This is a genomic window from Polaromonas sp. P1_F2 (assembly GCF_056405735.1).
Map to the genome: position 1 here is coordinate 84,612 of NZ_JBFUBN010000013.1, position 23,751 is coordinate 108,362.

22 protein-coding genes are annotated in these 23,751 nt (G+C 66.0%); 6 read left to right on the forward strand and 16 right to left on the reverse strand.

The annotated features are described in order from the left end of the window. Positions 1 to 562 precede the first annotated feature (562 nt). Both AC1D0O_RS21590 and AC1D0O_RS21595 read right to left on the reverse strand, forming a co-directional pair. Entirely contained in the window at positions 563 to 961 is a 399-nt protein-coding gene (locus AC1D0O_RS21590; RefSeq protein WP_477655546.1) for a response regulator, read from the reverse strand. A gap of 169 nt (positions 962 to 1,130) precedes the next feature. Next, positions 1,131 to 1,607 carry an FKBP-type peptidyl-prolyl cis-trans isomerase gene (locus AC1D0O_RS21595; protein ID WP_477655547.1) on the reverse strand — a complete coding sequence of 159 codons (477 nt, stop codon included), beginning with the start codon at positions 1,605 to 1,607 and terminating at the stop codon, positions 1,131 to 1,133. A 174-nt stretch (positions 1,608 to 1,781) separates the two neighbouring features. Between AC1D0O_RS21595 and AC1D0O_RS21600 the strand changes: the two genes are divergently transcribed. From AC1D0O_RS21600 to ypfH, 3 genes are all read left to right on the forward strand, one after another. Continuing rightward, the gene (locus AC1D0O_RS21600; protein ID WP_477655548.1) at positions 1,782 to 2,255 is read left to right on the forward strand and encodes an Rrf2 family transcriptional regulator; all 474 of its coding nucleotides are present in this window, start codon (positions 1,782 to 1,784) and stop codon (positions 2,253 to 2,255) included. Next, positions 2,245 to 3,168: an NAD(P)/FAD-dependent oxidoreductase gene (locus AC1D0O_RS21605; RefSeq protein WP_477655549.1), complete on the forward strand. Its 924-nt coding sequence runs from the start codon at positions 2,245 to 2,247 to the stop codon at positions 3,166 to 3,168. The genes AC1D0O_RS21600 and AC1D0O_RS21605 overlap by 11 nt, the downstream gene beginning before the upstream one ends. A 78-nt stretch (positions 3,169 to 3,246) precedes the next feature. Continuing rightward, entirely contained in the window at positions 3,247 to 3,894 is a 648-nt protein-coding gene (gene ypfH / locus AC1D0O_RS21610) for an esterase (protein ID WP_477655550.1), read from the forward strand. A gap of 4 nt (positions 3,895 to 3,898) precedes the next feature. Here ypfH and AC1D0O_RS21615 read toward each other — a convergent pair whose 3' ends face one another. The 3 genes from AC1D0O_RS21615 to AC1D0O_RS21625 all read right to left on the reverse strand — a co-directional run bounded on the left by AC1D0O_RS21615 (position 3,899) and on the right by AC1D0O_RS21625 (position 6,119). Further along, positions 3,899 to 4,567 (reverse strand): SPOR domain-containing protein, encoded by a 669-nt coding sequence (locus tag AC1D0O_RS21615; protein WP_477655551.1) that lies wholly within the window; start codon positions 4,565 to 4,567, stop codon positions 3,899 to 3,901. After that, on the reverse strand, positions 4,561 to 5,442 hold the full coding sequence (locus tag AC1D0O_RS21620; protein ID WP_477655552.1) for a biotin--[acetyl-CoA-carboxylase] ligase: 882 nt from the start codon (positions 5,440 to 5,442) through the stop codon (positions 4,561 to 4,563). The genes AC1D0O_RS21615 and AC1D0O_RS21620 overlap by 7 nt, the downstream gene beginning before the upstream one ends. A gap of 65 nt (positions 5,443 to 5,507) precedes the next feature. Further along, entirely contained in the window at positions 5,508 to 6,119 is a 612-nt protein-coding gene (locus AC1D0O_RS21625) for an SET domain-containing protein (protein WP_477655553.1), read from the reverse strand. 174 nt (positions 6,120 to 6,293) lie between these two features. Between AC1D0O_RS21625 and AC1D0O_RS21630 the strand changes: the two genes are divergently transcribed. Together AC1D0O_RS21630 and AC1D0O_RS21635 are read left to right on the forward strand one after the other, a co-directional pair. Then, positions 6,294 to 6,815 (forward strand): TlpA disulfide reductase family protein, encoded by a 522-nt coding sequence (locus AC1D0O_RS21630; protein ID WP_477655554.1) that lies wholly within the window; start codon positions 6,294 to 6,296, stop codon positions 6,813 to 6,815. Next, positions 6,812 to 9,766, forward strand: coding sequence for a DNA topoisomerase III (locus AC1D0O_RS21635; RefSeq protein WP_477655555.1), 2,955 nt, complete (start codon positions 6,812 to 6,814; stop codon positions 9,764 to 9,766). Before AC1D0O_RS21630 ends, AC1D0O_RS21635 begins: the two co-directional genes overlap by 4 nt. A gap of 25 nt (positions 9,767 to 9,791) precedes the next feature. Here the strand turns inward: AC1D0O_RS21635 and AC1D0O_RS21640 are convergent, their stop codons facing one another. The 8 genes from AC1D0O_RS21640 to AC1D0O_RS21675 form a co-directional block, all read right to left on the reverse strand. Then, positions 9,792 to 11,012 carry an MFS transporter gene (locus tag AC1D0O_RS21640; RefSeq protein WP_477655556.1) on the reverse strand — a complete coding sequence of 407 codons (1,221 nt, stop codon included), beginning with the start codon at positions 11,010 to 11,012 and terminating at the stop codon, positions 9,792 to 9,794. Between the two features lie 87 nt (positions 11,013 to 11,099). Beyond that, positions 11,100 to 11,759 carry an HAD family hydrolase gene (locus AC1D0O_RS21645; protein ID WP_477655557.1) on the reverse strand — a complete coding sequence of 220 codons (660 nt, stop codon included), beginning with the start codon at positions 11,757 to 11,759 and terminating at the stop codon, positions 11,100 to 11,102. 4 nt (positions 11,760 to 11,763) lie between these two features. Continuing rightward, the gene (locus tag AC1D0O_RS21650) at positions 11,764 to 13,137 is read right to left on the reverse strand and encodes an aldehyde dehydrogenase family protein (RefSeq protein WP_477655558.1); all 1,374 of its coding nucleotides are present in this window, start codon (positions 13,135 to 13,137) and stop codon (positions 11,764 to 11,766) included. Then, the gene (locus AC1D0O_RS21655; protein WP_477655559.1) at positions 13,134 to 13,934 is read right to left on the reverse strand and encodes a gamma-glutamyl-gamma-aminobutyrate hydrolase family protein; all 801 of its coding nucleotides are present in this window, start codon (positions 13,932 to 13,934) and stop codon (positions 13,134 to 13,136) included. The genes AC1D0O_RS21650 and AC1D0O_RS21655 overlap by 4 nt, the downstream gene beginning before the upstream one ends. Further along, positions 13,931 to 15,064, reverse strand: coding sequence for an iron-containing alcohol dehydrogenase (locus AC1D0O_RS21660; RefSeq protein ID WP_477655560.1), 1,134 nt, complete (start codon positions 15,062 to 15,064; stop codon positions 13,931 to 13,933). The genes AC1D0O_RS21655 and AC1D0O_RS21660 overlap by 4 nt, the downstream gene beginning before the upstream one ends. A gap of 28 nt (positions 15,065 to 15,092) precedes the next feature. Then, the gene (locus tag AC1D0O_RS21665) at positions 15,093 to 15,602 is read right to left on the reverse strand and encodes an N-acetyltransferase family protein (protein WP_477655561.1); all 510 of its coding nucleotides are present in this window, start codon (positions 15,600 to 15,602) and stop codon (positions 15,093 to 15,095) included. 7 nt (positions 15,603 to 15,609) lie between these two features. Next, positions 15,610 to 16,995: a glutamine synthetase family protein gene (locus tag AC1D0O_RS21670; protein ID WP_477655562.1), complete on the reverse strand. Its 1,386-nt coding sequence runs from the start codon at positions 16,993 to 16,995 to the stop codon at positions 15,610 to 15,612. A gap of 20 nt (positions 16,996 to 17,015) precedes the next feature. Continuing rightward, the gene (locus AC1D0O_RS21675; protein ID WP_477655563.1) at positions 17,016 to 18,506 is read right to left on the reverse strand and encodes an amino acid permease; all 1,491 of its coding nucleotides are present in this window, start codon (positions 18,504 to 18,506) and stop codon (positions 17,016 to 17,018) included. Positions 18,507 to 18,696: 190 nt separating this feature from the next. Between AC1D0O_RS21675 and AC1D0O_RS21680 the strand changes: the two genes are divergently transcribed. Then, positions 18,697 to 19,653, forward strand: a complete 957-nt coding sequence (locus AC1D0O_RS21680; RefSeq protein ID WP_477655564.1) for a helix-turn-helix domain-containing protein — start codon at positions 18,697 to 18,699, stop codon at positions 19,651 to 19,653. A gap of 141 nt (positions 19,654 to 19,794) precedes the next feature. Here AC1D0O_RS21680 and AC1D0O_RS21685 read toward each other — a convergent pair whose 3' ends face one another. The 3 genes from AC1D0O_RS21685 to AC1D0O_RS21695 are packed head-to-tail and all read right to left on the reverse strand — an operon-like array spanning position 19,795 to position 23,729. After that, a complete protein-coding gene (locus AC1D0O_RS21685) occupies positions 19,795 to 20,913 on the reverse strand; it encodes a 2-aminoethylphosphonate--pyruvate transaminase (RefSeq protein WP_477655565.1) in 1,119 nt (372 codons plus the stop codon). Positions 20,914 to 20,961: 48 nt separating this feature from the next. Next, positions 20,962 to 22,677 (reverse strand): putative 2-aminoethylphosphonate ABC transporter permease subunit, encoded by a 1,716-nt coding sequence (locus tag AC1D0O_RS21690; RefSeq protein WP_477655566.1) that lies wholly within the window; start codon positions 22,675 to 22,677, stop codon positions 20,962 to 20,964. Then, complete coding sequence (locus tag AC1D0O_RS21695) at positions 22,677 to 23,729, reverse strand: putative 2-aminoethylphosphonate ABC transporter ATP-binding protein (protein ID WP_477655567.1); 1,053 nt, start codon at positions 23,727 to 23,729, stop codon at positions 22,677 to 22,679. Before AC1D0O_RS21695 ends, AC1D0O_RS21690 begins: the two co-directional genes overlap by 1 nt. Positions 23,730 to 23,751 lie beyond the last annotated feature (22 nt).

Here is a 23,751-nt window from a genome sequence, read left to right on the forward strand (position 1 = left end):
CTTCGCCAAAAGAAAGTCACCAAAGAAAAGGCGACCCGCAGTCTGGGTCCCTACGCTTCGCTACGGGCAACCTGCGGTGCTCGACTACGGCGGGGTCTCGCGCAAACTCGCTTCGCTCAGACAAGCGCGATCCCTGATCCGCCTACGTCTGCGCTCCTCGGCCCAGCCAGGACGGGGCAATCGGGAGCGGGAACCGAAGACAGAAATGCAAAGAAGATAAATACAAACAAGGACTCGCCGCGGCGAGTCCTTGTTTCTTCAAGCATTCGGTATTTGAATTTGGCATTCCTTCCCCACCCCTTGTGGATGCGCTGAGGAGCGCAGGTTCAGGCGGATCAGGGATCGCGTTGTTTGAGCCGAAGGCGAGTTTAGCGAGACCCCGCCTGAACCGAGCACCGCAGGTTGCCCGCAGCGAAGCGGAGGGACGCAGCAACCAGGGTCGCCTTTTCTTTGCTTACTTTCTTTTGGCGAAGCAAAAGAAAGTGAGTCGCATGCCGGGCGACTCCCGGCCAGCAAGCCTTTGCAAAGGGCGCGGGCAAGCAAACCGGGAGCAAGCCCCGGCTCACTGCGCCGGTGGCAACACCCCATCCAGACTTTCAGCATGATGCTGACAAAACCTCACCAGCTTCTCCACATCCTGCGATTTGTCAAACACCTCATCGGCGCCCAACTCGCGGCAACGCAGCAAGAGGTTTTCCTGGCTGTGGCTGGTCAGCACCACCACTTTCTGGCCCGGCTTGCGCCGCTGGCAGTCCTTGAGCACGCCAAAGCCGGAACCTTCGGCGAGGAACAGGTCGACGATGGCAAGGTCCCAGTCTTCATGGTTGTGAAGCCACAGGCGTGCGCCGGTCTCGGAATCGGCGTGGCCGACAAAGCGCAGCGGCGCGATTTCTTCCATGGCTTCCACCAAGGTATTGCGTATGTCCGGCTTGTCCTCGACAAGGAACGCGTTGATCACCATGGAACCCCCGAAGTTAATCCACGAACTTAGCCGTCATCCCGCGCGGGGCCTGTCGTCGGCCGCCTTCGGGATGCGTAGGCTCAGTCCCACTGTAGGCCAGCGGGCGTTTTTTAGCCGTAACGGGGGGTAACGTGGTGAATAAAACCGCTAATCGGTGGTGAAACGCGGATCAGTGGTGGTGGCCGTGCTCGCCGTGCACGTGGCGGTGGGCGATTTCCTCTTCCGAGGCAGCGCGCACGGCGGTGACCTTCAGGGTAAACCGCAAGGCCTTGCCGGCCAGCGGGTGGTTGCCGTCCAGCATGACGGTGTCGCCCTTGACCTTGATGACGTTGAAGACGTGCTGGCGGCCGTCCTCGCCGCGGCCCTCGAGCTGGCCGCCGACCTTGACCCCGGGCGGAAACTGCGTGCGGGGGATGGTCTGCACCAGGCTTTCGTCGCGCAGGCCGAAGGCGTCCTGTGGCTCCAGCGCCAGCACGGTCTGGAAGCCGGCTTCCTGGCCGTCCAGCGCTTCCTCGATCTTGGGCAGGGTGTTGCCGTAGCCGCCGTGCAGGTAAACCATGGGCGTGTTGCTCTGCTCGACCAGCTTGCCCTGGGCGTCCGCCACCTTGTAGCTGAGGGTGACGGCGGTGTCTTTTGCGATTTTCATGTGGTAACTCCGGATGGCCGGGATGCGTAAAAGCGCTGATTTTCGCCCAGCCGGCGGGCCGGGGCCGGAAGACGCCGGATCGCCCGGTATTGGCCCCGCGCCGCGTGGGGATTTGCGGCCGGGCGCGGGCGCCGGCAAACGGCATCCGTAGAATCATGCAACATGATAAGTTACATGAAATCAAAAGGCCGGCTTTCGGCCGTCCTGCACGCGCTGTTGCACATGGCCCACCGCGGCGAGCCCATGACCTCGGACGAACTCGCGGCATGCCTGCGTACGCACGCGGTGGTGGTGCGGCGCACCATGGCGGGCCTGCGCGAGGCCGGTTTTGTGGTGTCTGAGCGGGGCCACGGCGGGGGCTGGGTGCTGGCGCGGGACCTGGCTTCGGTCACGCTGCTTGACGTGCAGATGGCTCTGGGAGACCGCCTCGAGGCGGACGGCGAGGCCCCGCATGCCGACGGCTGCGTCATCGAGCAGTCGGTGCAGCGCGCGCTGGCCGGCAGCCTGCGCGAGGCCGAGGCCCTGCTGGCGAAGCGCTTGGCCGAGGTCACCTTGGCCGACTTGTCGGCCGACTTCAACCGCGCCATGGCGGCTCATGCCGGCCACGCCGCGCACCCCCATTCACCGGAGGCCGGCCATGCTGCATGACGCCATCATCGTGGGCGGCAGTTTTGCCGGGCTGTCCGCCGCGCTGCAGCTGGCTCGCGCCCGGCGCCAGGTGCTGGTGATCGACGCCGGCCTGCCGCGCAACCGTTTCGCGTCGGAGTCGCACGGCGTGCTGGGCCATGACGGCAAGCCGGGTTCGCAGGTCCTGGCCGAGGCCAGACAGCAGTTGCGGGCCTATCCGACGGTGCAGATTTTCAACGGACGCGTGAGCCGGGTGGACAGCGGCGAGGCGGGCTTTGTCGTCGAGGCCGAGGACGGCATGCGCTGGTTCACCGGGCGTCGCCTGCTGCTGGCCACCGGCGTGGCCGACGTGCTGCCCGAGCTTCCCGGCCTCCAGGAACGCTGGGGCAAAACCGTGGTGCACTGCCCCTATTGCCATGGTTATGAGATCGGCGGCGGCGCCATCGGCGTGCTGGGAACCGGGCCGATGTCGGTGCACCAGGCCGTGCTGTTCGCCGACTGGGGCGAGGTGACGCTGTTCACCCAGGGCGTGGTGGCGGTGTCTGCCGAAGAGCAGGCGCTGCTGGCCGCGCGCAAGGTCAAGGTCGAGTCCAGCCCTATCGCCGAACTGCAGGGGGCCGCGCCCGCGCTGGACGGCGTGCTGCTGCGGGACGGCCGGCAGGTGGCGATCAAGGCCTTGCTGGTGGGCACGCAGGTGCGCATGACCAGCCCACTGGCGGCGGCGCTGGGCTGCGCGTTTGACGATTCGCCCTTCGGTCCCATCGTGCGCATCGACGCCTGGGGCCTGACCAGCGTGGCCGGCGTCTACGCGGGCGGCGACATGGCCCGCGTGCCGCACAGCATCACCTTTGCCTGCGCCGGTGGGGTGGCGGCCGGCATAGGCCTGCATGCCTCGCTGGTGATGGAGGACGCCCACCGCATGGCGCCGGCATAGCGGGCCGGGTACAGTGCTTGAAAGCCGCCGCGGAGGCCCCAAGTGCCTTTTTTGACCCTGCCTCAACGCCCGCCCGCCATGAACCCGCTCGATACCGAAACCATTGAACTGCTGCCCGCCGGCGCCACGCCGCGCCAGCTGTTTGTGCTGCTGCACGACGCGGGCGGCTCTGCCGCCGACATGCTGGAGCTGGGCAACCTGCTGGGCGGCGCTTTTCCCGGGGCCGCCGTGCTGATCCCCGAGGGCCTGTCGGGCCCGCACGCCGATGCGGCGGGCGCCGCGGCGGCCGGGCTGGACGATGCGGCGGCCCTGGCCGCGCGCGTGGAAGCGCTGGCCGCCTTTGTGCGCGCGCAGCAGCAGCGTTTTGAGATCCTGCAGTCGGACACGGCGCTGGCCGGTTTTGGCGCGGGCGCCAGCCTGGCGCTGGCTTTCAGCGACGCGCACGACGGCCTGGCGGGCCGCCTGCTGTCCTTCGGCGGCGGCTACCAGGTCTGGCCGGCCCGCGCGCCCGCGCTGACCACCCTGCACCTGCTGCACGGCCAGAACGACGAGGTCGTGCCGCTGGCGCGCACGCGCAGCGATTTTGATCACCTGATGGAACTGGGCGCCGACGCGACGCTGGACGTGGCCCGCTCGCTGGGCCATGAGCTGCATCCGGCGCTGATGGATCAGGCGGTGACGCGGCTGCAGACTTGCGTGCCGCTACGCGCCTGGAAAGCCGTCTAGAAAGTTATTGGCAAGCCTGGAGCGCTCTGCCTGCCAGTTGTGGCTTGAGCGCGTCCAGTTTCGCCTTGATCGCCGCATCGGCGGCCGGCAGCTTCAGCAGCTGGCCGCGTGCCTCGGGCCGCTCCAGCACCACCTTGGCGGTGCGAACGCCGCGCGTGGCGGCCTTGGCCAGTTCGCGCTCGGCCTCGGCCTGCGAGCTGTAGTGGCCCAGCGACAGGCCGGGCCCCAGCGCGGGGTTGACCAGGGCCTCAAAGGACACGCCCAGGCCGCGCAACTCGGTGCGTTTTTTGACGAGGGCGTCTTCGCTGTTGTACTTGCCCATGTAGACGATCCAGCGGCCCGGCTCCACGCTGCTTTCCAGCGTCCAGCTGCCGATGGGCAGGCTGCTTTCGAGGCCGGTGCGCAGGGCGGTGCTTTGTTCGGGGCTGAACAGGCCGGCCTGCAGGCATTCGGCGGCGGCTTGCGCCGGGGCGGCGGGGGATGCGGCGTTTTCGAGCTGGCGCGCGTCGGCGGCCGTCAGCAGCTGCATGGCCTGGGGCCGTACCTGCTGGGCCAGGCGCTGCGGTTCGGCCTGGACGGCCGGGGCAAAACCGTAGTCGGCCAGCAGGCCCTGCGTCCAGGCGAAGTAGCCGGCATTGGCCAGCAGCAACACCAGCACCAGCAGCCTCAGCATGGGCGCGCGCCTTGCGGGGTGTGTGCCGCCGCGGGCCGCACGCTGACTTCGGAGCTGGTGATTTCTTTCATGCCAGCCGCAGTATGCACCAGCAGCGCGCCGTTTTCGCCCGCGCCGTGGGCCGTGCCGGTGGTGCCGTCGGAGAGCTGCACGGCCCGGCCGGCCAGCACGTCGCGGGCCGCGAAACGCGCCTGGAAGGGCGCGAAGCCAAAGCGCTCAAACGCCTGCACGGCCTGCACCAGCGGCGGGATAACGCGCAGCAGCGTGGCTGGTGCATCGATGTCGGGCAGCAACTCCTGCAGGCTGCCCGGCGGGATGGCGGGCAGCGCGGCGGCCGGGGCCGGCGGGGCGTCGAGCGTCACGGCACGGATGTTGATGCCTATGCCGATGACCACATAACGCAGGCCTTCCCAGCTGGCGGTCTCGACCAGGATGCCGGCCAGCTTGCGTTCACCTTGGGGTGTGGACAGCCAGAGGTCGTTGGGCCATTTGAGGCCTATGCGCGGCTTGCCGCCGGGACTGGCGGTGAGGGGCTCCAGGCTGTCGGCCACGCTGACACCTGCCACCAGCGACAGGCCGGACCAGTCGGCGGGCGCCAGCGGCAGGCCCAGGGAAAAGGTCAGGCTGTCGCCGCGCCGGCTTTGCCACTGGCGGCCCAAGCGGCCGCGCCCGGCGGTCTGCTGCTCGGCCACCAGCAGCAACGGCTCGGGCCGGGGTTCGGCGGTGGGGCTGCCGCGGAAGCGGCGCATCAGTTCGGTGTTGCTGGAGTCGATCTCGGGCAGCACCTCCACCGTAAAGCCCGGCAGCGAGGGCGCCAGGGCCTCCCAGAGCGCTTCGGCGGGCCATCGGATGGGGGAAGGAGGGGGCGTGCTCATGAAAGCTCAGGGTCCGGGCGTGGCCGGCGGCCGGGACCGGCGGCTGGCGCGGGTGAGGGGCCTGCTCAGTCCTTCTTTTTCTTCTTGGGCTTTTTGTCGGCTTTTTTTTCAGCCTTCTTTTCCGCCTTCTTTTTGTCCGCCTTGGCCTCGGCCTTTTTATCGGCTTTTTTGGCCGACTTCTTCTTGCCCTTGGACTTCTTGTCGTCGTCCTTGGGCGCCAGCAGCGTGCCGCGGCAGTTTTTGGCGCCGCACCAGCAGGGGTATTCGGCCAGCAGCTTCTTGGTATAGGGCGCGTCGATGATCAGCCCGTAGTCGTAGAACAGTTCTTCGCCGGCCTTGATGTTGCGCAGCGCCTTGATGAAGACGCGGCCGCCTTCCTCGTCGGCTTCGCAGTTGGGCTTGCAGCTGTGGTTGATCCAGCGCGAGGAGTTGCCGCCGTGCTTGGCGTCGATCACATGCTCTTCGTCGATGTGGAAGTAGAAGGTGTGGTTCGGGTCCTTGGGATCATGCGGGTGGCGGCGCAGCGCCTCTTTCCAGTTGATGATCTCGCCGACGTATTCGATCAGGGTCTCGCCTTCGGCCAGGTCCTGCACGGCGAAGACGCCCTTGCCGTGCACGCCGGAGCGCCGTGTCTGGATGCGCCGGCCGTCGGTGGCGGGAGCCGGTGCGGTGGGCATGGAAGAGAGTGGCGCGAGCGACGCGGAAGCCTGGTTTTTTGACACGACGTATTTTTTTGGTATGGTTAATTCATGCATGTGCGCGTGCGCGCGTATGCGTGCGCACCCGCGCGCGTACATGCGCGAGAAGCCGCTATTGTAGTGATGCCTCGCGAAGTCCCCCAGGAGCCTCTCATGTTCAAACGCCGAAACCTGCTGCAGACGACCGCCGCCCTCGCGGCCGGGCTGGGCCTGCCGGCGTGGGCCAAGGGCGGGGAAAGCCCCCTGCCCAAGGTTGGCGCCACCCTGGCTTTGCCGCCCGTGGCGCTGCTGGACGGCAGCGCCTGGAGGCCCTCCGGGGTGGGCGGAAAGACGCTTGTGGTGTACTGGTGGGCCAGCTGGTGCCCTTTTTGCGCGGTGCAATCGCCCCATATAGAAGCACTGTGGCGCGCCTGGAAGGCCCAGGGCCTGGAGGTGCTGGCGCTGTCCATCGATAAGCAGCCGGCCGCCGCGGCCACATATATGAAGACCAAGGGCTACAGCTTTCCCGCCGGGATGCTGACCCCCGAAGTCGCCAAATTCCTGCCCAAGCCGGTGGGCCTGCCCGTGGTGGTGGTGCTCAAGGTGTCGGCGGATGGCCGTGAAGGCAAAGTCGTATTCGCTGAAAGCGGGGAAATGTTCCCTGAAGATGTAGAAGGTTTGAAGAAGTACATATGAAAACCCTTGTGATTGCAGAAAAGCCCTCGGTGGCGCAGGACATCGTCCGCGCCATCACGCCGACGGCCGGCAAGTTTGAAAAACACGATGAATATTTCGAGAGCGACGACTGGCTGGTCACCTCGGCCGTCGGCCACCTGGTCGAAATCCAGGCGCCCGAGGAGTTCGACGTCAAGCGCGGCAAGTGGAGTTTCGCCAACCTGCCGGTGATCCCGCCCTACTTTGACTTGAAGCCCATCGACAAGACCAAGACGCGGCTTAACGCCATCGTCAAGCTGGCCAAGCGCAAGGACGTGGGCAACCTCGTCAACGCCTGCGATGCGGGCCGCGAAGGCGAGCTGATTTTTCGCCTGATCCAGCAGTACGCGGGCAGCAAGCTGCCGGTCAAGCGCCTGTGGCTGCAGTCCATGACGCCGGCCGCGATCCGCGAGGGCTTTGACAGCCTGCGCAGCGAAAAGCAGATGCAAGGACTGGCCGACGCGGCGCGTTCGCGCTCCGAAGCCGACTGGATGGTCGGCATCAACGGCACCCGGGCCATGACGGCCTTCAACTCGCGCGACGGCGGTTTCTTCCTGACCACCGTGGGCCGCGTGCAGACGCCGACGCTGTCGGTGGTGGTGGAGCGTGAGGAAAAAATCCGCAAGTTCGTGAGCCGCGACTACTGGGAAATCCACGCGAGCTTTCTGGCCGAGGCCGGTGAATACCCGGCCAAATGGTTCGACCCGAAATGGAAGAAAGCCGCGGCCAATGCCGACAACACGGAACCCGACGCCGAGCTGAGGGCCGACCGCGTCTGGTCCGAGCGCGAAGCGCTGGCGATTGCCGAGGCCGTGCGCGGCAAGGCCGCCACGGTGACGGAAGAAAGCAAGCCCACCACGCAGGCGGCCGGCCTGCTGTTCGACCTGACCTCCTTGCAGCGCGAGGCCAACGGCAAGTTCGGCTTCTCGGCCAAGACCACGCTGTCGATAGCGCAAAGCCTGTATGAACGCCACAAGGCGCTGACCTACCCGCGTACCGATTCGCGCGCGCTGCCCGAAGACTACCTGCCGGTGGTCAAGCAGACCTTTGAGATGCTGGCCGACAGCGGCATGCGCCACCTGGCGCCGCATGCGGCGACGGCCATCAAGGGCAATTACATCAAGCCCAGCAAGCGCATCTTCGACAACGCCAAGGTCAGCGACCACTTCGCCATCATCCCCACGCTGCAGGCGCCCAGCGGCCTCAGCGAAGCCGAACAAAAGCTTTACGACCTGGTGGTGCGCCGCTTCATGGCGGTGTTCTTCCCGAGCGCCGAATACCTGGTGACCACGCGCATTTCGCAGGCCGTCGGCCACAGCTTCAAGACCGAGGGCAAGGTGCTGGTCAAGCCGGGCTGGCTCGCGATTTACGGCAAGGAAGCCGCCGACGAAGTGGCCGACGCCAAGGACGGCGACAAGGGCCAGAGCCTGGTGCCGGTCAAGCCCGGCGAGATGGTGCGCGCCGAAACCGTCGAGGCCAAGGGCCTGAAGACCCGCCCGCCCGCCCGCTATTCGGAAGCCACGCTGCTGGGCGCCATGGAAGGCGCCGGCAAGACGATTGACGACGACGAGCTGCGTGAAGCCATGCAGGAAAAAGGCCTGGGCACGCCGGCCACGCGCGCCGCCACGATTGAAGGTCTGATCGCCGAGAAATACATGCTGCGCGAAGGCCGCGAGCTGATCCCCACGGCCAAGGCCTTCCAGCTCATGACCTTGCTGCGCGGCCTGGGCGTGGAAGAACTCTCCAAGGCCGAGCTGACCGGCGAGTGGGAACACAAGCTGGCGCAGATGGAGCACGGCCAGCTGAGCCGCGAGACCTTTATGGCCGAGATCGCCGCCATGACGGAAAACCTCGTCAACAAGGCCAAGGGCTATGACAAGGACACGATACCCGGCGACTACGCCACGCTGTCGGCGCCCTGCCCCAACTGCGGCGGCGTGATCAAGGAAAACTACCGCCGCTACACCTGCACCGGCAAAAAAGGCGATGACGGCTGCGGCTTCAGCTTCGGCAAGACGCCGGCCGGACGCACCTTTGAAGTGGCCGAGGTCGAGCAGTTCCTGCGCGACAAAAAAATCGGCCCGCTGGACGGCTTCCGCTCCAAGGCCGGCTGGCCTTTCACCGCCGAGATGGTGATCAAGTTCGACGAAGAGACGAAGAACTACAAGCTCGAGTTCGACTTCGGCGACGACAAGAACGGTGAAACCGGCGAGATCGTCGATTTCGGCGAGCAGCAGTCGCTGGGCCCCTGCCCACGCTGCGCCTCGCGCGTGTTCGAGCTCGGCAAGAACTACGTCTGCGAAAAATCCGTGCCCACGCTGGCGCAACCCACACCCAGCTGCACCTTCAAGACCGGCCAGGTCATTCTGCAGCAGCCCATAGAACGCGAGCAGATGCACAAGCTGCTGGAAACCGGCAAGACCGACCTGCTCGACAAGTTTGTCTCCATGCGCACGCGCCGTCCCTTCAAGGCCATGCTGGCCTGGGACAAGGAGGCCGACAAGGTGAACTTCGAGTTCGCGCCGTCGAAATTCCCGCCGCGCAAACCGGCGGCCGCCAAGACCGGCACGGTGAAAACGCCCTTCGGCAAGACAGTCGCGGTGAAAGCCGCGAAAGCACCGGCCGCGAAGAAGGTGGCGGCCAAGAAGGCCCCCGCCGCCAAAACCGCCAAGCCCAAAACACCGCGCGTCGCCAAGCCGGGCGCAGGCCTCAAGCCCAGCGCCGCGCTGGCCGCGGTGATAGGCGTCGAACCGGTGGCGCGCACCCAGGTCATCAAAAAGCTCTGGGACTACATCAAGGCCGAAGGCCTGCAGGACGCGGCCAACAAGCGTGCCATCAATGCCGACGCCAAGCTGTTGCCGGTGTTCGGCAAGCCGCAGGTCACGATGTTCGAACTCGCCGGCATCGTCGGCAAGCACCTTACAGCGGAATAAGGCCTCGCGGAGAGCCGGCGGTCTTTCAGGCCACCGGCTCGGGTAGCTGCCGCAGTGCGTGCAACTGCGAGCCGAAGATCACGATCGCCTGCAAGGCAAAGCCCGCCAGCGCCAGCCACAGGCAGGCGGCTTCGCCCCAGGATGCACCGACCACGCCGCCCAGTGCCGCGCCTATGGGCCGTGAGCCGGCATTGACGGCCAGGAATACGGCCGAGACGCGGCCCAGCATGGCGTGGGGTGTGATGCTCTGGCGCAGGGTGGTGGAGGTGATGGTCCAGACAATGGGGCCCACGCCGAACAGGAAAAACGCCATGCCCGCCAGCACGCCGCTGGGAACAAACAGCGTGGCCACCATGGTCGCGGCGGCCAGCACCGACACGGCCGGGCCGAGCTGGATGGCGCGGCCGAAAGGCATGGCCGCCACTACGCGCGGCGAAAGCAGCGCGCCCAGCACCATGCCCGCGCCGTAAGCGCCCAGCGTGATGCCCACGCCCTGTGCCGTCAGGCCCAGCACGCGCACCGCATAAGGCACATAAGCCGCCTGCAGCACAAACCAGGCGATGTTCCAGACGATGCCGGTGAGCACCATAGGGCGCAGATAGGGTTGGCGCCAGACAAACTGCGCGCCGTCGCGGATTTCCAGCAAGGCATGGCGGCCCACGGCCGGCGTGCGGGCCGGCTCGCGCAGGCTGAACAGCAGGCCGGCGGCCGAGGCTGACAAAATCGCCGCCAGCACAAAGGCCGCCGGCGCCCCGGCCCAGGCGACGAGCGCACCGGCCAGCGCCGGCCCGGCCGCGAAAGCCATGCTGCGCGCCAACTCCAGCCGGCCGTTGGCGCGTGCCAGCGCTTCACGCGGCACGATGGCCGGCACCAGCGCGGGCGCGGCCACGCTGAAGCACACGGTGCCCACGGCGCCGATAAAACCCAGCAGCGCCAGCCCGGCGATCGACAGCTGGCTCGTGAGCACCATGGCCAGCAGCGCCAGCAAGGACAGCGCACGCAAGGTTTCGGCCGCCACCATCAGGCGGCAGCGCGAGACCCGGTCGGCCAGCAAGCCCAGGGGGATGGCCAGCAGCAGGAAAGGCAGGGTCTGCAGCGCCGCCAGCAGGCCGATCTCGCCCGGTCCGGCGCCCAGTACCAGCACCGCGACCAGCGGCACGGCCGCCAGGCTCAGCTGTTCGGCCGATTGGGCCGCGAGGTTGGACCAGGCCAGGCGCTGGAAGGGGACGGGGAGTGGGGTGTGCATCTGCAAGCGGTATGAGGCTCACATTCTGCACGGGGCCGCGTTATCGCGCTGGCCGTTATCGGACCTGCGAAGGCCTTGGTGCGGCTCTCAATGTAGTTGTAGCGCCGGCCAGCCTCGCTTGCCGCCGATGGCGGCCAGCGTCGCGTCGGCATTCACCGTCACCGGGTGCTTGACGGCTTCGAGCAGCGGCAGGTCGTTGATGGAATCACTGTAGGCCGTGCTCTTGCAGTCCTTGAAATGCAAGCCGCGCGCGGCGAGCCAGGCATGCAGGCGTTCCACTTTTCCTTCGCGCATATTGAGCACGCCGGTGGTGCTGCCGGTAAACAAGTCGCCGCGCATCTCGGGCTCGGTGGCGATCAGGTGCTCGATGTCGAAATAGATGGCCGTGAGTTCGGTGATGAAGCGGTTGGTGGCGGTGGTCAGGACGACCAGGTCGCCCGCTTCGAGGTGTTTATCGACCAGCGCCAGCGCGGCGGGCGTCACGCGCGGCACGATCCAGTCGGCCAGGAATTCCTGCCGCAGCGGCTCCCACTCCTCCGCCGTTCGCCCGGCCAGCGTGCCCACGTAAAAATCGGCGAACTCCTTGAGCCCGACGGTGCCGGCCTTGTAGCGCGCCGCCATGTCGGCGTTACGCGCGGTGAACTCGGTTTTCCCCAGGATGCCCTTCTTGATCAGGAAATCGCACCACAGCACGTCGCTGTCACCGTTGAGCACGGTGTGGTCCAGGTCGAAGAGGGTGAGCTTCATGGGGTCAAGCCTGGCGAAGATGCCAGGCTTTGGGCCTTGTGAAGGTTTGTATTCCGTAAGTCGACAAGGTCAAGCCCACGCCCGAGTCGCCATACCCGCTCCAGGGCAGGCGCGGGCTCACGCGGTCGCAGCAGTTCCAGTAGACGCTGCCGGCGTTGACCTGGGCCAGCAGGGCCCTGGCGCGTGCTTCGTCGGGCGTGAACACGCCGGCGGTCAGGCCGTAGCGCGTGTCGTTCATGAGCTTCACCGCCTCGGCATCGCCCGAAACCTTCTGGATGCCGATCAGGGGGCCGAAGCTTTCCTCGCGCATCAGTTCCATGCTGTGGTTCACGTTGCTGAAAACCGTGGGCTCATACCAGTTGCCGGGGCCGGCACCGCGCTTGCCGCCGGCCAGCAGGGTTGCGCCCTTGGCTTTGGCGTCGGCAACCTGGGCGTCCAGCACGTCGAGCTGCGGCGCGCGCGTGATGGCGCCAATGTAAGTGTCTTCACTCATGGGGTCGCCCATCTTGAAGGTCTTCACCGTTTCCAGGAAGGCGGTGACGAAGGCGTCGTAAATTTTCTCGTGCACATAGATGCGTTCGACCGAACAGCAGCTCTGGCCGGTGTTGTACATCGCGCCGTCGGCCAGCGACTCGGCGGCGTTCTTGACGTTGGCGTCTTCGCTGACATAGGTCGGGTCCTTGCCGCCCAGCTCGAGCTGCAGCTTGGCCATGCGCGGGCCCATGGCCTGCGCGATCTTCGCGCCTGTCGCATACGACCCGGTGAAGAAAAGGCCGTCGATTTTCTGCTCCATCAGGGCCGCGCCCACCGCGCCGCCGCCTATCAGCGGGATGAACACGTCCTGCGGCACGCCGGCCGCATGCAGCAGGCGCGCGATCGCCACGCCGGTCATGGCGGCGTATTCCGAAGGCTTGTAGAGCACCGCATTGCCCGTGAGCAACGCTGGGATGAAGACGTTGCCGCCGACGAACCAGGGGTAGTTCCAGGCCGAAATGTTGGCGACCACGCCCAGCGGCGTGTGCTCGATCTGCTCGGTCATGCCGCCTTCGTTGAACACTGTCTGGGTGTCGGTGGCGCCGGCGGCCTCGGCCAGGAAGAAGTCGATGCGTCCCAGCAGGCCATTGAGTTCGTTGCGCGACATCTTGAGCGGCTTGCCGGTCTCGCGCGTCATGACGGCGGCCAGCGCGTCGAGCTCGGCGACGATGCCCGCGCGAAAGCGCGTGATGCAGGCCTTGCGTTCGGCCAGGGGCACGGCCACCCAGGCGGGCTGCGCGGCGCGCGCGCGTTTGGCCTTGGCGGCGACGGAGGCCGCGTCGTCGGCGGGCAGTTCGGCGATCAGCGCGCCGGTGGCGGGATTCTGGATGGTGAGTGTGTTCATGCTGGTCTGGTTTTGTGTTTGGCGGCGGCCACGGCCGTGAGGAAATCGTCGAGCACGGCGGCGTCGTCTATGGTGTCGGAGCCGGGTTTGTGGAATTCAGGGTGCCACTGGGTGGCGGCGATGTAGCTTTTGGTCTTGTCCTTGCGGCGTATGGCCTCCACGATGCCGTCGTCCACGCTGAAGGCCTCGGCTTCGAATTCGGGCGACAGGTCCTTGATGCCCTGGTGGTGGATGCTGTTGACGCGCGCGCGCTCCACGCCGGGGTACAGCGCCGACAGCCGTGAGCCCTGGACGATGTTGACGCTGTGGAAGTTCTGGTCGTAGGTCGCGGCGTCGCGGTGCACAAAGGAGTCGGGCACCTGGGTGTTGATGTCCTGGTACAGCGTGCCGCCGAAAGCCACATTGAGCAGTTGCAAGCCGCGGCAGACGCCGAAGACCGGCTTGCCGGCTCGTTCAAACGCGGCCACCAGGGCCTTGTCGTATTCATCGCGCACGCGGTCGCCCGACCATTTTTCTTCCAGCGGATCCTCGCCGTAGCTGCCGGGCCAGACGTCGGCGCCGCCGTGCAGCACCAAGCCGTCCAGCCACTGTGCGTAATGTTCGTAGGTCACGTCGCCGCGCTGCGTGCTGCCCGTGGGGCAAGGCACCATGACGACCATGGCGCCCGAGGACATGACCCAGTGCGCAATCGACTGTTCGACGTATTGCAGCGTCTTGCCGGTGAAGTAGGAGCGTGTCGGGTCGGCGTGCGAGAAGCACGCTGACAGACCAATCTTCAAGCGGCTGGCGGCGATCATAGGGCTGCCTCAAATAATCGTTGGAAGTCCTCGGCCTTGCAAGGGCGTGGGTTGGTCTGGTGGCAGATATCGGCCGTGGCGATCTCCACCAGGCGCGGCAGGTGCTCACGCTTGACGCCGTGGGCTGATAGCGAACCGGTGATGCCCACGCTTTCCTTCAGCTGTTTGAGCCAGGGCACCAGGGCCTTGCCGCCACCGGCCACGCCGCAGACATGGGCCAACTCGTCGAACTTGGCGGGCGCGGATTCATAGTTCCAGGCCAGCACGGTGTCAATCATCAGCGCATTGGCCAGGCCGTGGTGCAGGTCGCAGACGGTGCCCAGCGCATGCGCGCAGGAATGCACCGCGCCCAGGTCTTTCTGGAAGGCGATGGCGCCCATCATGGAGGCCATCATCATGTCGCTGCGCGCCTGCAGGTTGGAGGGTTCCTTGACGGCGGTGAGCAGCGCGCGCGCGGCGATGCGTGTGCCTTCAAGCGCAATGCCGTCGCACAGCGGGTGGTAGGCCGGCGAAAGATAGCTTTCGATGTTGTGGGTGAGCGCGTCCATGCCGGTGGCGGCCGTCACGTGCGGCGGCAGGCCCAGCGTGAGTTCCGGGTCGGCGAACACCACCTTGGCCAGGATCTTGGGGCTGAACACCACGCGTTTGATGTGCGTGTCGTTTTCGCTCACGACCGAGGAGCGGCCGACTTCGGAGCCGGTGCCCGAGGTGGTGGGCAGGGCGACGAAATAAGGAAGTTCGTTGACGATGGGCCGCACCTTCGGGTGGTCCCAGACGTATTCGAGGATGTCGCCCTCGTGCGTGGCGGCGATGCCCACCACCTTGGCCACGTCCAACGCCGCGCCGCCGCCGAAGCCGATCACGCAGTCGGCCTTGTGGGCTTTATAGGCCGCGGCGCCGTCCATGACCTGGCTGCAGGTCGGGTTGCCGAAGACGCCCGAGAACACGGCCACGTCGAGGCCGGCCAGGTGGGTCTTGAACTCGGCGAGCACGGGCAGCGCGCCGAGTGCCTTGTCGGTCACGATCAGCGGGCGCTTGCAGCCGGCGGCCAGCAGGGTTTCGGCAACCTGTTTGCGCGCGCCGGCGCCGAAACGGATGGCGGTGGGGAAGGAAAAGTTGGTGGTGCTCATGGGGTGTTTTTTCGGGTTGCGGTAAGGGTCAGGTGGCGGAAGTCAGTTGCAAATACATATGCCGTTTTCCGTACGGTACGCCGTTCACGCGGATGGCGTCGGGCTCCACGCCAAAAGCCGCGAAGCCGGCGCGTTCATACAGGGCAGCGGCTTGCCGGTTGCCTTCGGTCACGGTCAGGACCAGCAGTTCTACGCCCGCGGCTTTGGCCGTCTGCACGACGGTGTTGACCAGGGCCAAGCCCAGGCCCCGGCCGCCGTATTCGGGCGCGACGTACATGGCGACCAGCGTGGCCTTGTGGCTGTTTTTCAGCCGGGTTTCGCGCGTCATGCCGACCACGCCGGCCAGGGTGCCGTCGATAAAGCCGCCCCACATGACAGTGTCCGATGTAGCGGACAGGCGCTTTTCGGTGTCGGCCGGCGGGCGCAGGGTTTCTTCCTCGAAGCTGGAAGTGAAGGCGTCGGGGTGTTCGCGCAGGCCGCGCAGGCGCAGTTCCCGGTACACCGGTGCGTCGGAGATTTCAAGGCGGCGGATCTGCATCAAGTCCTTAGATGATTTCAAAATAGCGTTTCATTTCCCAGTCGGTCACGGCGTCCAGCCACTGGCGCCATTCCCACTCGCGCGTGGCCGAGAAGTGGTCCACGAAAGTATCGCCCAGCCAGTCGCGCGCAATCGCCGATTTCTGGAAAATCCGCGTGGTTTCTATCAGCGTGCGCGGCGCGCGCGCGATGTGCTCGGCCCCGGCGTTGGTGCCGGTGATGGGCGCGCCCAGCTTCAGGCCTTTTTCAACGCCGTGCAGGCCGGCCGCGATCACCGCCGCCATGGCCAGGTAGGGGTTGACGTCGGCGCCCGGGCAGCGGGTCTCCAGCCGGGTGGCCTTGGGGCTGCCGGCGATCACGCGAAAGCTCGCGGTGCGGTTGTCCATGCCCCAGGTCGGCTTGACGGGCGCCCAGAAGCCGTCGACCAGGCGCTTGTAGCTGTTGATGGTGGGCCAGATCATGGGGCCGAACTCCATCATGCAGGCGACCTGGCCGGCGATATAGCTTTCGAACAGCTTGCTCATCTTGCGCGGGTTTTTCGCGTCGTAGAACAGGTTGTTCTTGCCGTCGGACAGGCTCTGGTGGATGTGGCCGCTGCAACCCGGCAGCTGCTGGTGCGGTTTGGCCATGAAGCTGGGCATGATGCCGAAACGCGAGCCGATTTCCTTGGCGCCGGTTTTGAACAGGATGGCGCGGTCGGCCTGCTCCAGCGCTTCGCTGAAGGCGATGGCGACTTCGTAGACGCCGGGGCCGGTCTCGGTGTGCAGGCCCTCGATCGGGATGCCGAAGGCCAGCATCTCGTCCATGATGGCGTTGAAGAAGCCCTGGTTCTGGTTCATGCGCAGCAGCGAATAGCCGAACATGCCGGGTGTGAGTTTTTCGGCGCCCACGCCGTTCTTGGCGGCCCAGCTCTGCGGCGTCTCCAGGAAGTTGAACCACTCGAACTCCATGCCCGTCATGGGCATGAGGCCCATCTTTTCGGCGCGCTTGAGTACCCGCTTGAGCGTCTGGCGCGGGCAGACGGCATGCGGCGTGCCGTCTGCGTTGACGAACTCGCCCAGCACAAAAGGCACTTTGTTGTCCCAGGGCACGTGGCGCAGCGTGGCCAGATCCAGCCGGGCCAGCGCGTCGGGAAAGCCGTGCTGCCAGCCGGTCACCGTGGTGTTGTCGTAGCAGTTGTCCATCATGTCCCAGCCCAGCACCACGTCGCAAAAACCGAAGCCGCCGCCGGGATAGGGTTCGGCCGCGCCGAAGAATTTGTCCTTGTGCAGGTATTTGCCGCGCAGCACGCCGTCGATGTCGCTGACGGCGACCTTCATCTTGTTGGCCCCCGACTTGCGCAGCGCGTCGAGCACGCCGCGTGAGGCGGAGGGGGTGGGAGCTTTTTTGGCCATGGTGTGGGTCGCCTTGTGGTTCAGGGATGGGCGGCGGCCCGGCCCTTTTCGGCCAGGCTGATCGCGAATTCTTCTTCGGGCGAGAGGATCAGCCGGTGCCGGCCCATCACCGCGAAGTAGCTGACGCCGATGGCGAACCACAGCGCGACCCAGAGCACGCCGATGCGGTAGACCGGGTCGCTGAGCTGGAAGTAGATGGTGACCAGTGCGATCAGCAGGGTCAGCACGGCGCCCGGCACGCCCAGCGGGCTGCGGTAGGGGCGCTCCATGTGCGGCAGCTTGCTGCGCAGCCGGATAAAGGACAGCGCCTGCATCACATAGGAAAACATGGCGCCGAACACCGCCATGTTCAGCAAGGTCCCGCCGATCACGGCGGAGCCCTTGTCGACGCCCAGCGTGAACCACAGCACAAACATCACCACCAGCGCGACCACCGAGCCGACGATCATGGCGATGTGGGGCGTCTTGCGGCTGCCGTGGGTGACCGATAAGGCCGAGGGAAAGTAGCCGGCCCGGCTCAGCGAATAGATCTGCCGGCCCTTGGCGAAGATGATGGTGTGGAAACTCGCCACCAGGCCCAGCACCGCCACCAGCGCCAGCACCTTGGCGATGCCGCTGCCGTAAATCGCCTTGAAGCCGTCCAGCAGCGGCTCGGCCGAGGTGCTGAGCGCGTGCGAGCCTATGCCGGCGACCGAGGGGTTGAGCCACAGGATCATGAAGGCGGAAACAATCAGCGTGAAGATGCCGGCGATGATGCCGCGCGGCATGTCGCGGCGCGGGTCCACCGATTCTTCGGCGGCCAGCGGCAGCTGCTCGATCGCCAGGAACAGCCACACGGCAAAAGGCAGGGCCGCGAGCACGCCGCCGAAACCCATCGGCAGGAAGGGGCCGCGGCCCTCGGGCAGCACGGCGCCGCCGGCGCCCACGTTCATGGCCCAGCGCGCAAAGTCGATCTTCGGCAGGGCGCTGACCCAGAAGGCCACCAGGCAGGCCAGCGCCAGCAGCGTGACGGCCAGCGTGATCTTGAAGGACAGCTCGACACCGACGATGTTCAGGCCGATGAAGACGACGTAAAAACCTATCCACCACAGCGGCTGCCAGGCCGGCGGCGTGCCGAAGATGCTGCCCATGTAGCTGCCGATGAAAAACACGATGACGGCCGGCGTCAGCACGTACTCCACGTTCTCGGCCAGCCCGGTCAGGAAGCCGCCCCAGGGCCCCATGGCGGTGCGGGCGAAGGAGTAGGCACCGCCGGTGTGCGGCAGCGCGGGCGACATTTCGGCCAGCGAAAAGGTCAGCCCCAGGTACATCACGGAAATGATGATGGTGGCCAGCAGCATGCTGCCCCAGCCGGTAGCCAGGCCCAGGTTCCAGCCGGCGAAGTGGCCCGAGATCACGGCGCCCACACCGAGGGCCCAGAGCGACCAGACGCCGGCATAGCGGCGCAGTCCCCTCTTTTCAAAGTAGCTGCCGTCGACTTTCGCGTACTGGACGCTGGAACGTTCTGACATGGGTACCTCCTTAGAGCTTGCAGGGTTGAGGGCCCGGTGGGGCCGCCTTGCATCCTAGGGCGGGGGTGGACGCGCTGAAATCCCATTTCGGCAAGTTGCGTGGATGAGGCGCCGGCAAAGTGAGCGAAAGTAAGTCGAACTGTTTCAAAGCGTAGCTTGCATGCGGCACGAATCCTGCAAGAATGCGGCGATGGCACGTCCTTCCGATACCGCCCTGCCGGCTCTGTTGTCCCACGCGTCGTTTGCCGACGCGGACGAGCAGGCAGCTGCGCTCACGGGCTGGAACCAGAGCTACCTGCAGCTTTCGCGCGGGGCTTTTGGTGGGGAGGTGCGGCAGCTGGAATTCGCGGGCTTGCGACTCTTTGTGGAAAGCCTGCGGGAATCGGTCTACCAGACCGGCCAGATCCGTGATGGTGCGCTGGCCTTGGGTTTGCCGCTGCAGGTTGATGGGCCCAGCGTGTTTTGCGGTGCACCCAGTGATGCAGGGGCGCTGCATGTGTTTTCGGGTGAGTCGGGTTTTGAGTTCCGCTCGTCTCGCCGCCATGTGATGCTGGGGCTGGAGCTTGATGAAGCCGCCTGGCGCCGCTGCGGTGAGCACGATCCGGCGCTGCAGGCCCGGCTCGGCGCGCAGGCCGGCTTGCGCCGGCTGGATGGCGCGGCGCAGGCGGGGCTCAGGCAGTGCGTGACCGGCGTGCTGGATACGGTGGAGGCGGCCCCTGCGCTGCTGCAGTCGCCTGCCGTGCAGGCCGCCATGCTCGACAGCGTGATGGAGCAACTCGGCCGGGTTCTTGCCCCGACGGGTTGCGTCGATTCTGTCGGCACCCATGGGCATTGGGCGCTGACGCGGCGCGCCCGCGAGCTGGTGCATGCGCAACTCGATCAACCGCCCACGGTGCTGGCGCTGTGTGAGCAACTCGGCGTGAGCCGGCGAACCTTGCAAAACGGTTTTCAGACGGCGCTGGGCATCAGCCCATTGGCCTATCTGCGCGCCGTGCGCCTGAACGCCGCCAGGCAGGCGCTCAAGACCGCTACGTCCGTGACGGCGGCTGCAACCGACCTGGGGTTTTGGCATTTTGGTCATTTCGCGCACGACTACCAGCAAATGTTTGGCGAATTGCCCTCCGAAGCATTTCGCCGAAGCCATTAGGCCCCCACGCTCCCCACTTCGTGTGGTTCGCTGCCCCCCGAGGGGGCCGCTGCGCCTGCGGCCCGGCAAAGCCGGTTCCGCGGCCCCTGCTGGTGAAGACACGTTGCCAGGTCCTACGACCCGCGAGCGTGGGATCTCTGTTCAGGCGGCTGGAGCGGCTGAGGTGATGCCCATGTCCTGCAGGGCACCCGCTACGGCCTGGACTGCCTGTGCCATCTCGTTCGGGCCTATCGCGCCTATGCAGCCGACCCGGAAAGTTTCCACCTGGGTCAGCTTGCCCGGGTATAGGACAAAACCGCGATCTCGCGCGGCGGCATAGAACTTCTTGAAGTCGTAGCGGCTGTCGGCTGGTGCGTGGAAGGTCACGATGATGGGCGCCTGGATAGCCGGATCCAGGAAGGGCTTGAAGCCGAGTTTCGCCATGCCGTCGATCAGCGTGCGGTAGTTGCTTTCATAGCGTGCCAGGCGCGCGGGCTGGCCGCCCTCTTCCTCGAACTGTGCAATCGCCTCGGCCAGCGCCACCACCACGTGGGTGGGCGGCGTGAAGCGCCACTGCGTGGTTTTTTCCATATAGGCGTATTGGTCGTGCAGGTCCATGGCCAGCGACTGGCTGCGGCCGGCGCAGCCGTCGAGCACCGCCTTGCGGATAAAGACGAAGCCCATGCCGGGCACACCCTCCAGGCATTTGCCGCTGGCGGCTACCAGCGCATCGAAGTGCACCTTGCGCGCGTCGATTTCAATCGCGGCGAAGGAACTCATGGCGTCCACCAGCAGGCCCTTGCCATGGGTCTTGCAGATGTCGGCCACTTCCTTGAACGGGTTGAGCACGCCGGCGCCGGTCTCGCAATGGATCAGCATGACGTGGGTGATGCTGGTGTCGGCCTCCAGCATGGCGTCCAGCGCGGCCGGGGAGACTTGGGCGGCTTCGTCAAAAGGCATGACGGTGCAGCGCCGGCCCATCAGCGTGGTGAGTTTGGCCGCGCGTTTGCAGTAGGCGCCGTTGTCCATCACCAGCACATGGCCGTCGCGCGGCACCACGGTGGCCACCGCCGCCTCCACGCTGAAGGTGCCGCTGCCCTGGAGCGGCACGACGACGTGCGAATCCTGGCCGTGGATGACGTCCAGCAGGCTTTTGCGCACACTGGCGGTGACGGCGTTGAAGTCGCTGTCCCAGGAACCCCAGTCCTTGAGCATCGCGAGCTTGGTGCGCAAGGTGGTGGTCAGGGGACCCGGTGTCAAAAGGATTTTGTCTCTATCCATGGGTTGTCTCTTTATGGAAGTCGCGGGGAACGGAAGCGGTGAAGGTTGTCAGCGTGAACTGGTGCGCCAGGCTTGTGTGCGGCGATTGACCCACCATGCGAGCGCCATGAACAGCAGGGTGGCAATGCTCGAGGCTGCGCCGATCAGCACCGCCATGGCCGCCGCGGCGCCGATTTCGCCGGCCTCGTCGAGGTTCAGGATGGCGATGGAGGCGACCTTGGTTTCAGGCGAGTAGAGGAAGACGACGGCGGAGATCGTCGTCATCGCGTTGATGAAGAAATAGCGCGCGATGTCGACCAGCGCCGGCGTGCAGATCGGCAATGTCACGCGCCAGAAGGTCTTGAAAAAGGGTACCTTGAGCGAGGCGCTGACGGCTTCGAATTCACCGTCGAGCGCCTTCAGGGCCGTCACCGCCGTGAGGTGGCCGGTGGTGTAGAAGTGCGCGATGGTGCACAGCGTGAGCAGGGTCAGCGTGTGGTACAGGCCGTTCAGCGGGTTGTCGGGTGCGTTGAAGAAAAAGATATAGCCCAGGCCCAGCACCAGGCCGGGCACCGCCATGGGCAGCATGGCCAGCATGCGCACAAAACCGCGCAGGCCGTCCATTCCCTTGGTTTTTTCGAGAAGATAGGCGCTGACGAACACCAGCGCCGTGCCGAAGAAAGCCGTGCCCGCCGCCATCTTCAGGCTGTTGACGAAGCCGACGCCGACTTCCGCGTCGACCAGGCCCATGGTGTAGTGGCGCAGGCTGGGCGTGAGGTTGTAGGGCCAGAAGCTCGCGAAGGAGGCGAACACCGCCATGCCCAGCATGGCCAGCACCAGGAAAGCAATGGTGCAGCAGTACAGCGTCATGGCCCAGTCGTAGCCGCGCGAGGGTGTGGGCCGGTAAGGGACGGCGCGCGCCGTCAGCATCGCGGTCTGGCGCTTGCTGACGTATTTGTCGACCGCGAAGGTCAGCACGGCCGGCGCCAGCAGCAGGATGGCGACCACCGCGCCCTTGGCGAAGTCCTGCTGGCCTATGACCAGCTTGAAGACGTCGGTGGCCAGCACGTTGAAGTTGCCGCCTATCACCTTCGGAATGCCGAAGTCGGTCATGACCAGCGTGAAGGTGACCAGCGCCGCCGAGATCAGGCCGTACTTGGCGCCGGGCAGGGTGATGGTGAAGAACTTGCGCCTGGCGCTGGTGCCCATGGCGTCGGCAGCTTCATAGAGGCGCGCGTCCGACAGCGTCAGCGCCGTGACCAGGATCATCAGTGCATGCGGGAACACCGCGAAACATTCGGCCACCACGATGCCGGGTGCGCCGTAGATCTGGTCTATGCCGATGCCCTGCATCCAGCCCTTGAGCACGCCCTGGTTGCCGAACCAGTAGATCAGCGAAATCGCCGACAGCAGCGAGGGTGCCAGCAGCGGGATCAGCGTGATGCCGCGAAACAGCGCCTTGTACTGCATGCAGGAACGCGCCAGTGCGTAGGCAAACCCAAAGGCCAGCGGCACGGCGACCAGCGTGACGACCGCCGACACCCAAAGGCTGTTCCACAGGCTTTCAAGCAAGGCGGGCGTCTTGGCGTACTCGATGAAGTTGTCGAACCAGACGAAGCCGCCGGATTTGTCGAGCAGGGCCTGCTGCAGGATGGCCAGCAGCGGCGCGGCGAGGAAGGCGACCAGGACCAGGGCGACCAGCGCCAGGGCCGCGTAGGCGATGTGGTCTATCCAGTGCGCGCGCTGCCTGACCATGGGTGGCGCGGGAGGCGTGAAGACCGGCATCAGAACACCTTGATGCGCTCGGGCAGCAGCTTGAGGGGCAGCGAGGAGCCGATCTCCAGCGACTGCTCCGACAGGAAATTGAGCGAGAGGTAGACCGTGAGCTTGTGCCCGCCCAGCGCGGGCGAGGCCACGTGCACATGGCAGAAGGAGCCCAGGAACTCGATCTTCTCGATGGTCGCGTCAAACACATGGGCGTCGCCGGCGGCAATCGGCCGTGCCAGCACGTCTTCGGGCCGCAGGTAGATCTTGGCTTCGCGGTCGGCGCCGTCGCAGGGCAGGCACAGCGCGCCGAATTTCATTTCGCCACCGCTCACCTTCACCGGCATCACGTTGACCTTGCCGACAAAGTCCGCCACAAAGGGCGAAGCCGGCTCGCGATAGATTTCCATGGGCGTGCCGACCTGCTCAATGAGGCCGTGGTTCATGACCACGATGCGGTCGGCCACGCTCAGGGCTTCCTCCTGGTCGTGCGTCACCATGATGGTGGTGACGCCCAGCTTTTGCTGCAGCGCGCGGATTTCCTGGCGCAAGCGCACGCGCTCCAGCGCATCCAGCGCCGACAGAGGCTCATCCAACAACAGCAGGCCCGGCGAAGTGGCCAGCGCCCGCGCCAGCGCGATGCGCTGCTGCTGGCCGCCCGAGAGCTGGCTCGGGTATTTGGCTTCGCTGCCCGGCAGGCCCACGAGCTTGACGAGTTCGCTCACACGTTTGGCCGCTTCGGCCTTCGGCGTCTTGCGGTTGACCAGCCCGTAGGCCACGTTGTCGGCCACGCTGAGATTCGGAAACAGCGCATAACTCTGGAACACGATGCCGTAGTCGCGCAAGGCCGGCGGCAGCCGCGAAATGTCGCGCCCGCCCTGGTGCACCTCACCCGAGGTCTGCACCTCCAGGCCCGCGATGATGCGCAGCAGCGTCGTTTTGCCGCAGCCCGAAGGCCCGAGGAAGCAGACAAACTCGCCTTTGCGGATGTCCAGGTTGATGTCTTGCAGCGCGGTGAAGCCGCCGAACTCCTTGCGGATGTGGCGCAGGTTCAGAAAGGTGTCTTGGGTCATTCGTGGGCCATACGTGGATTAC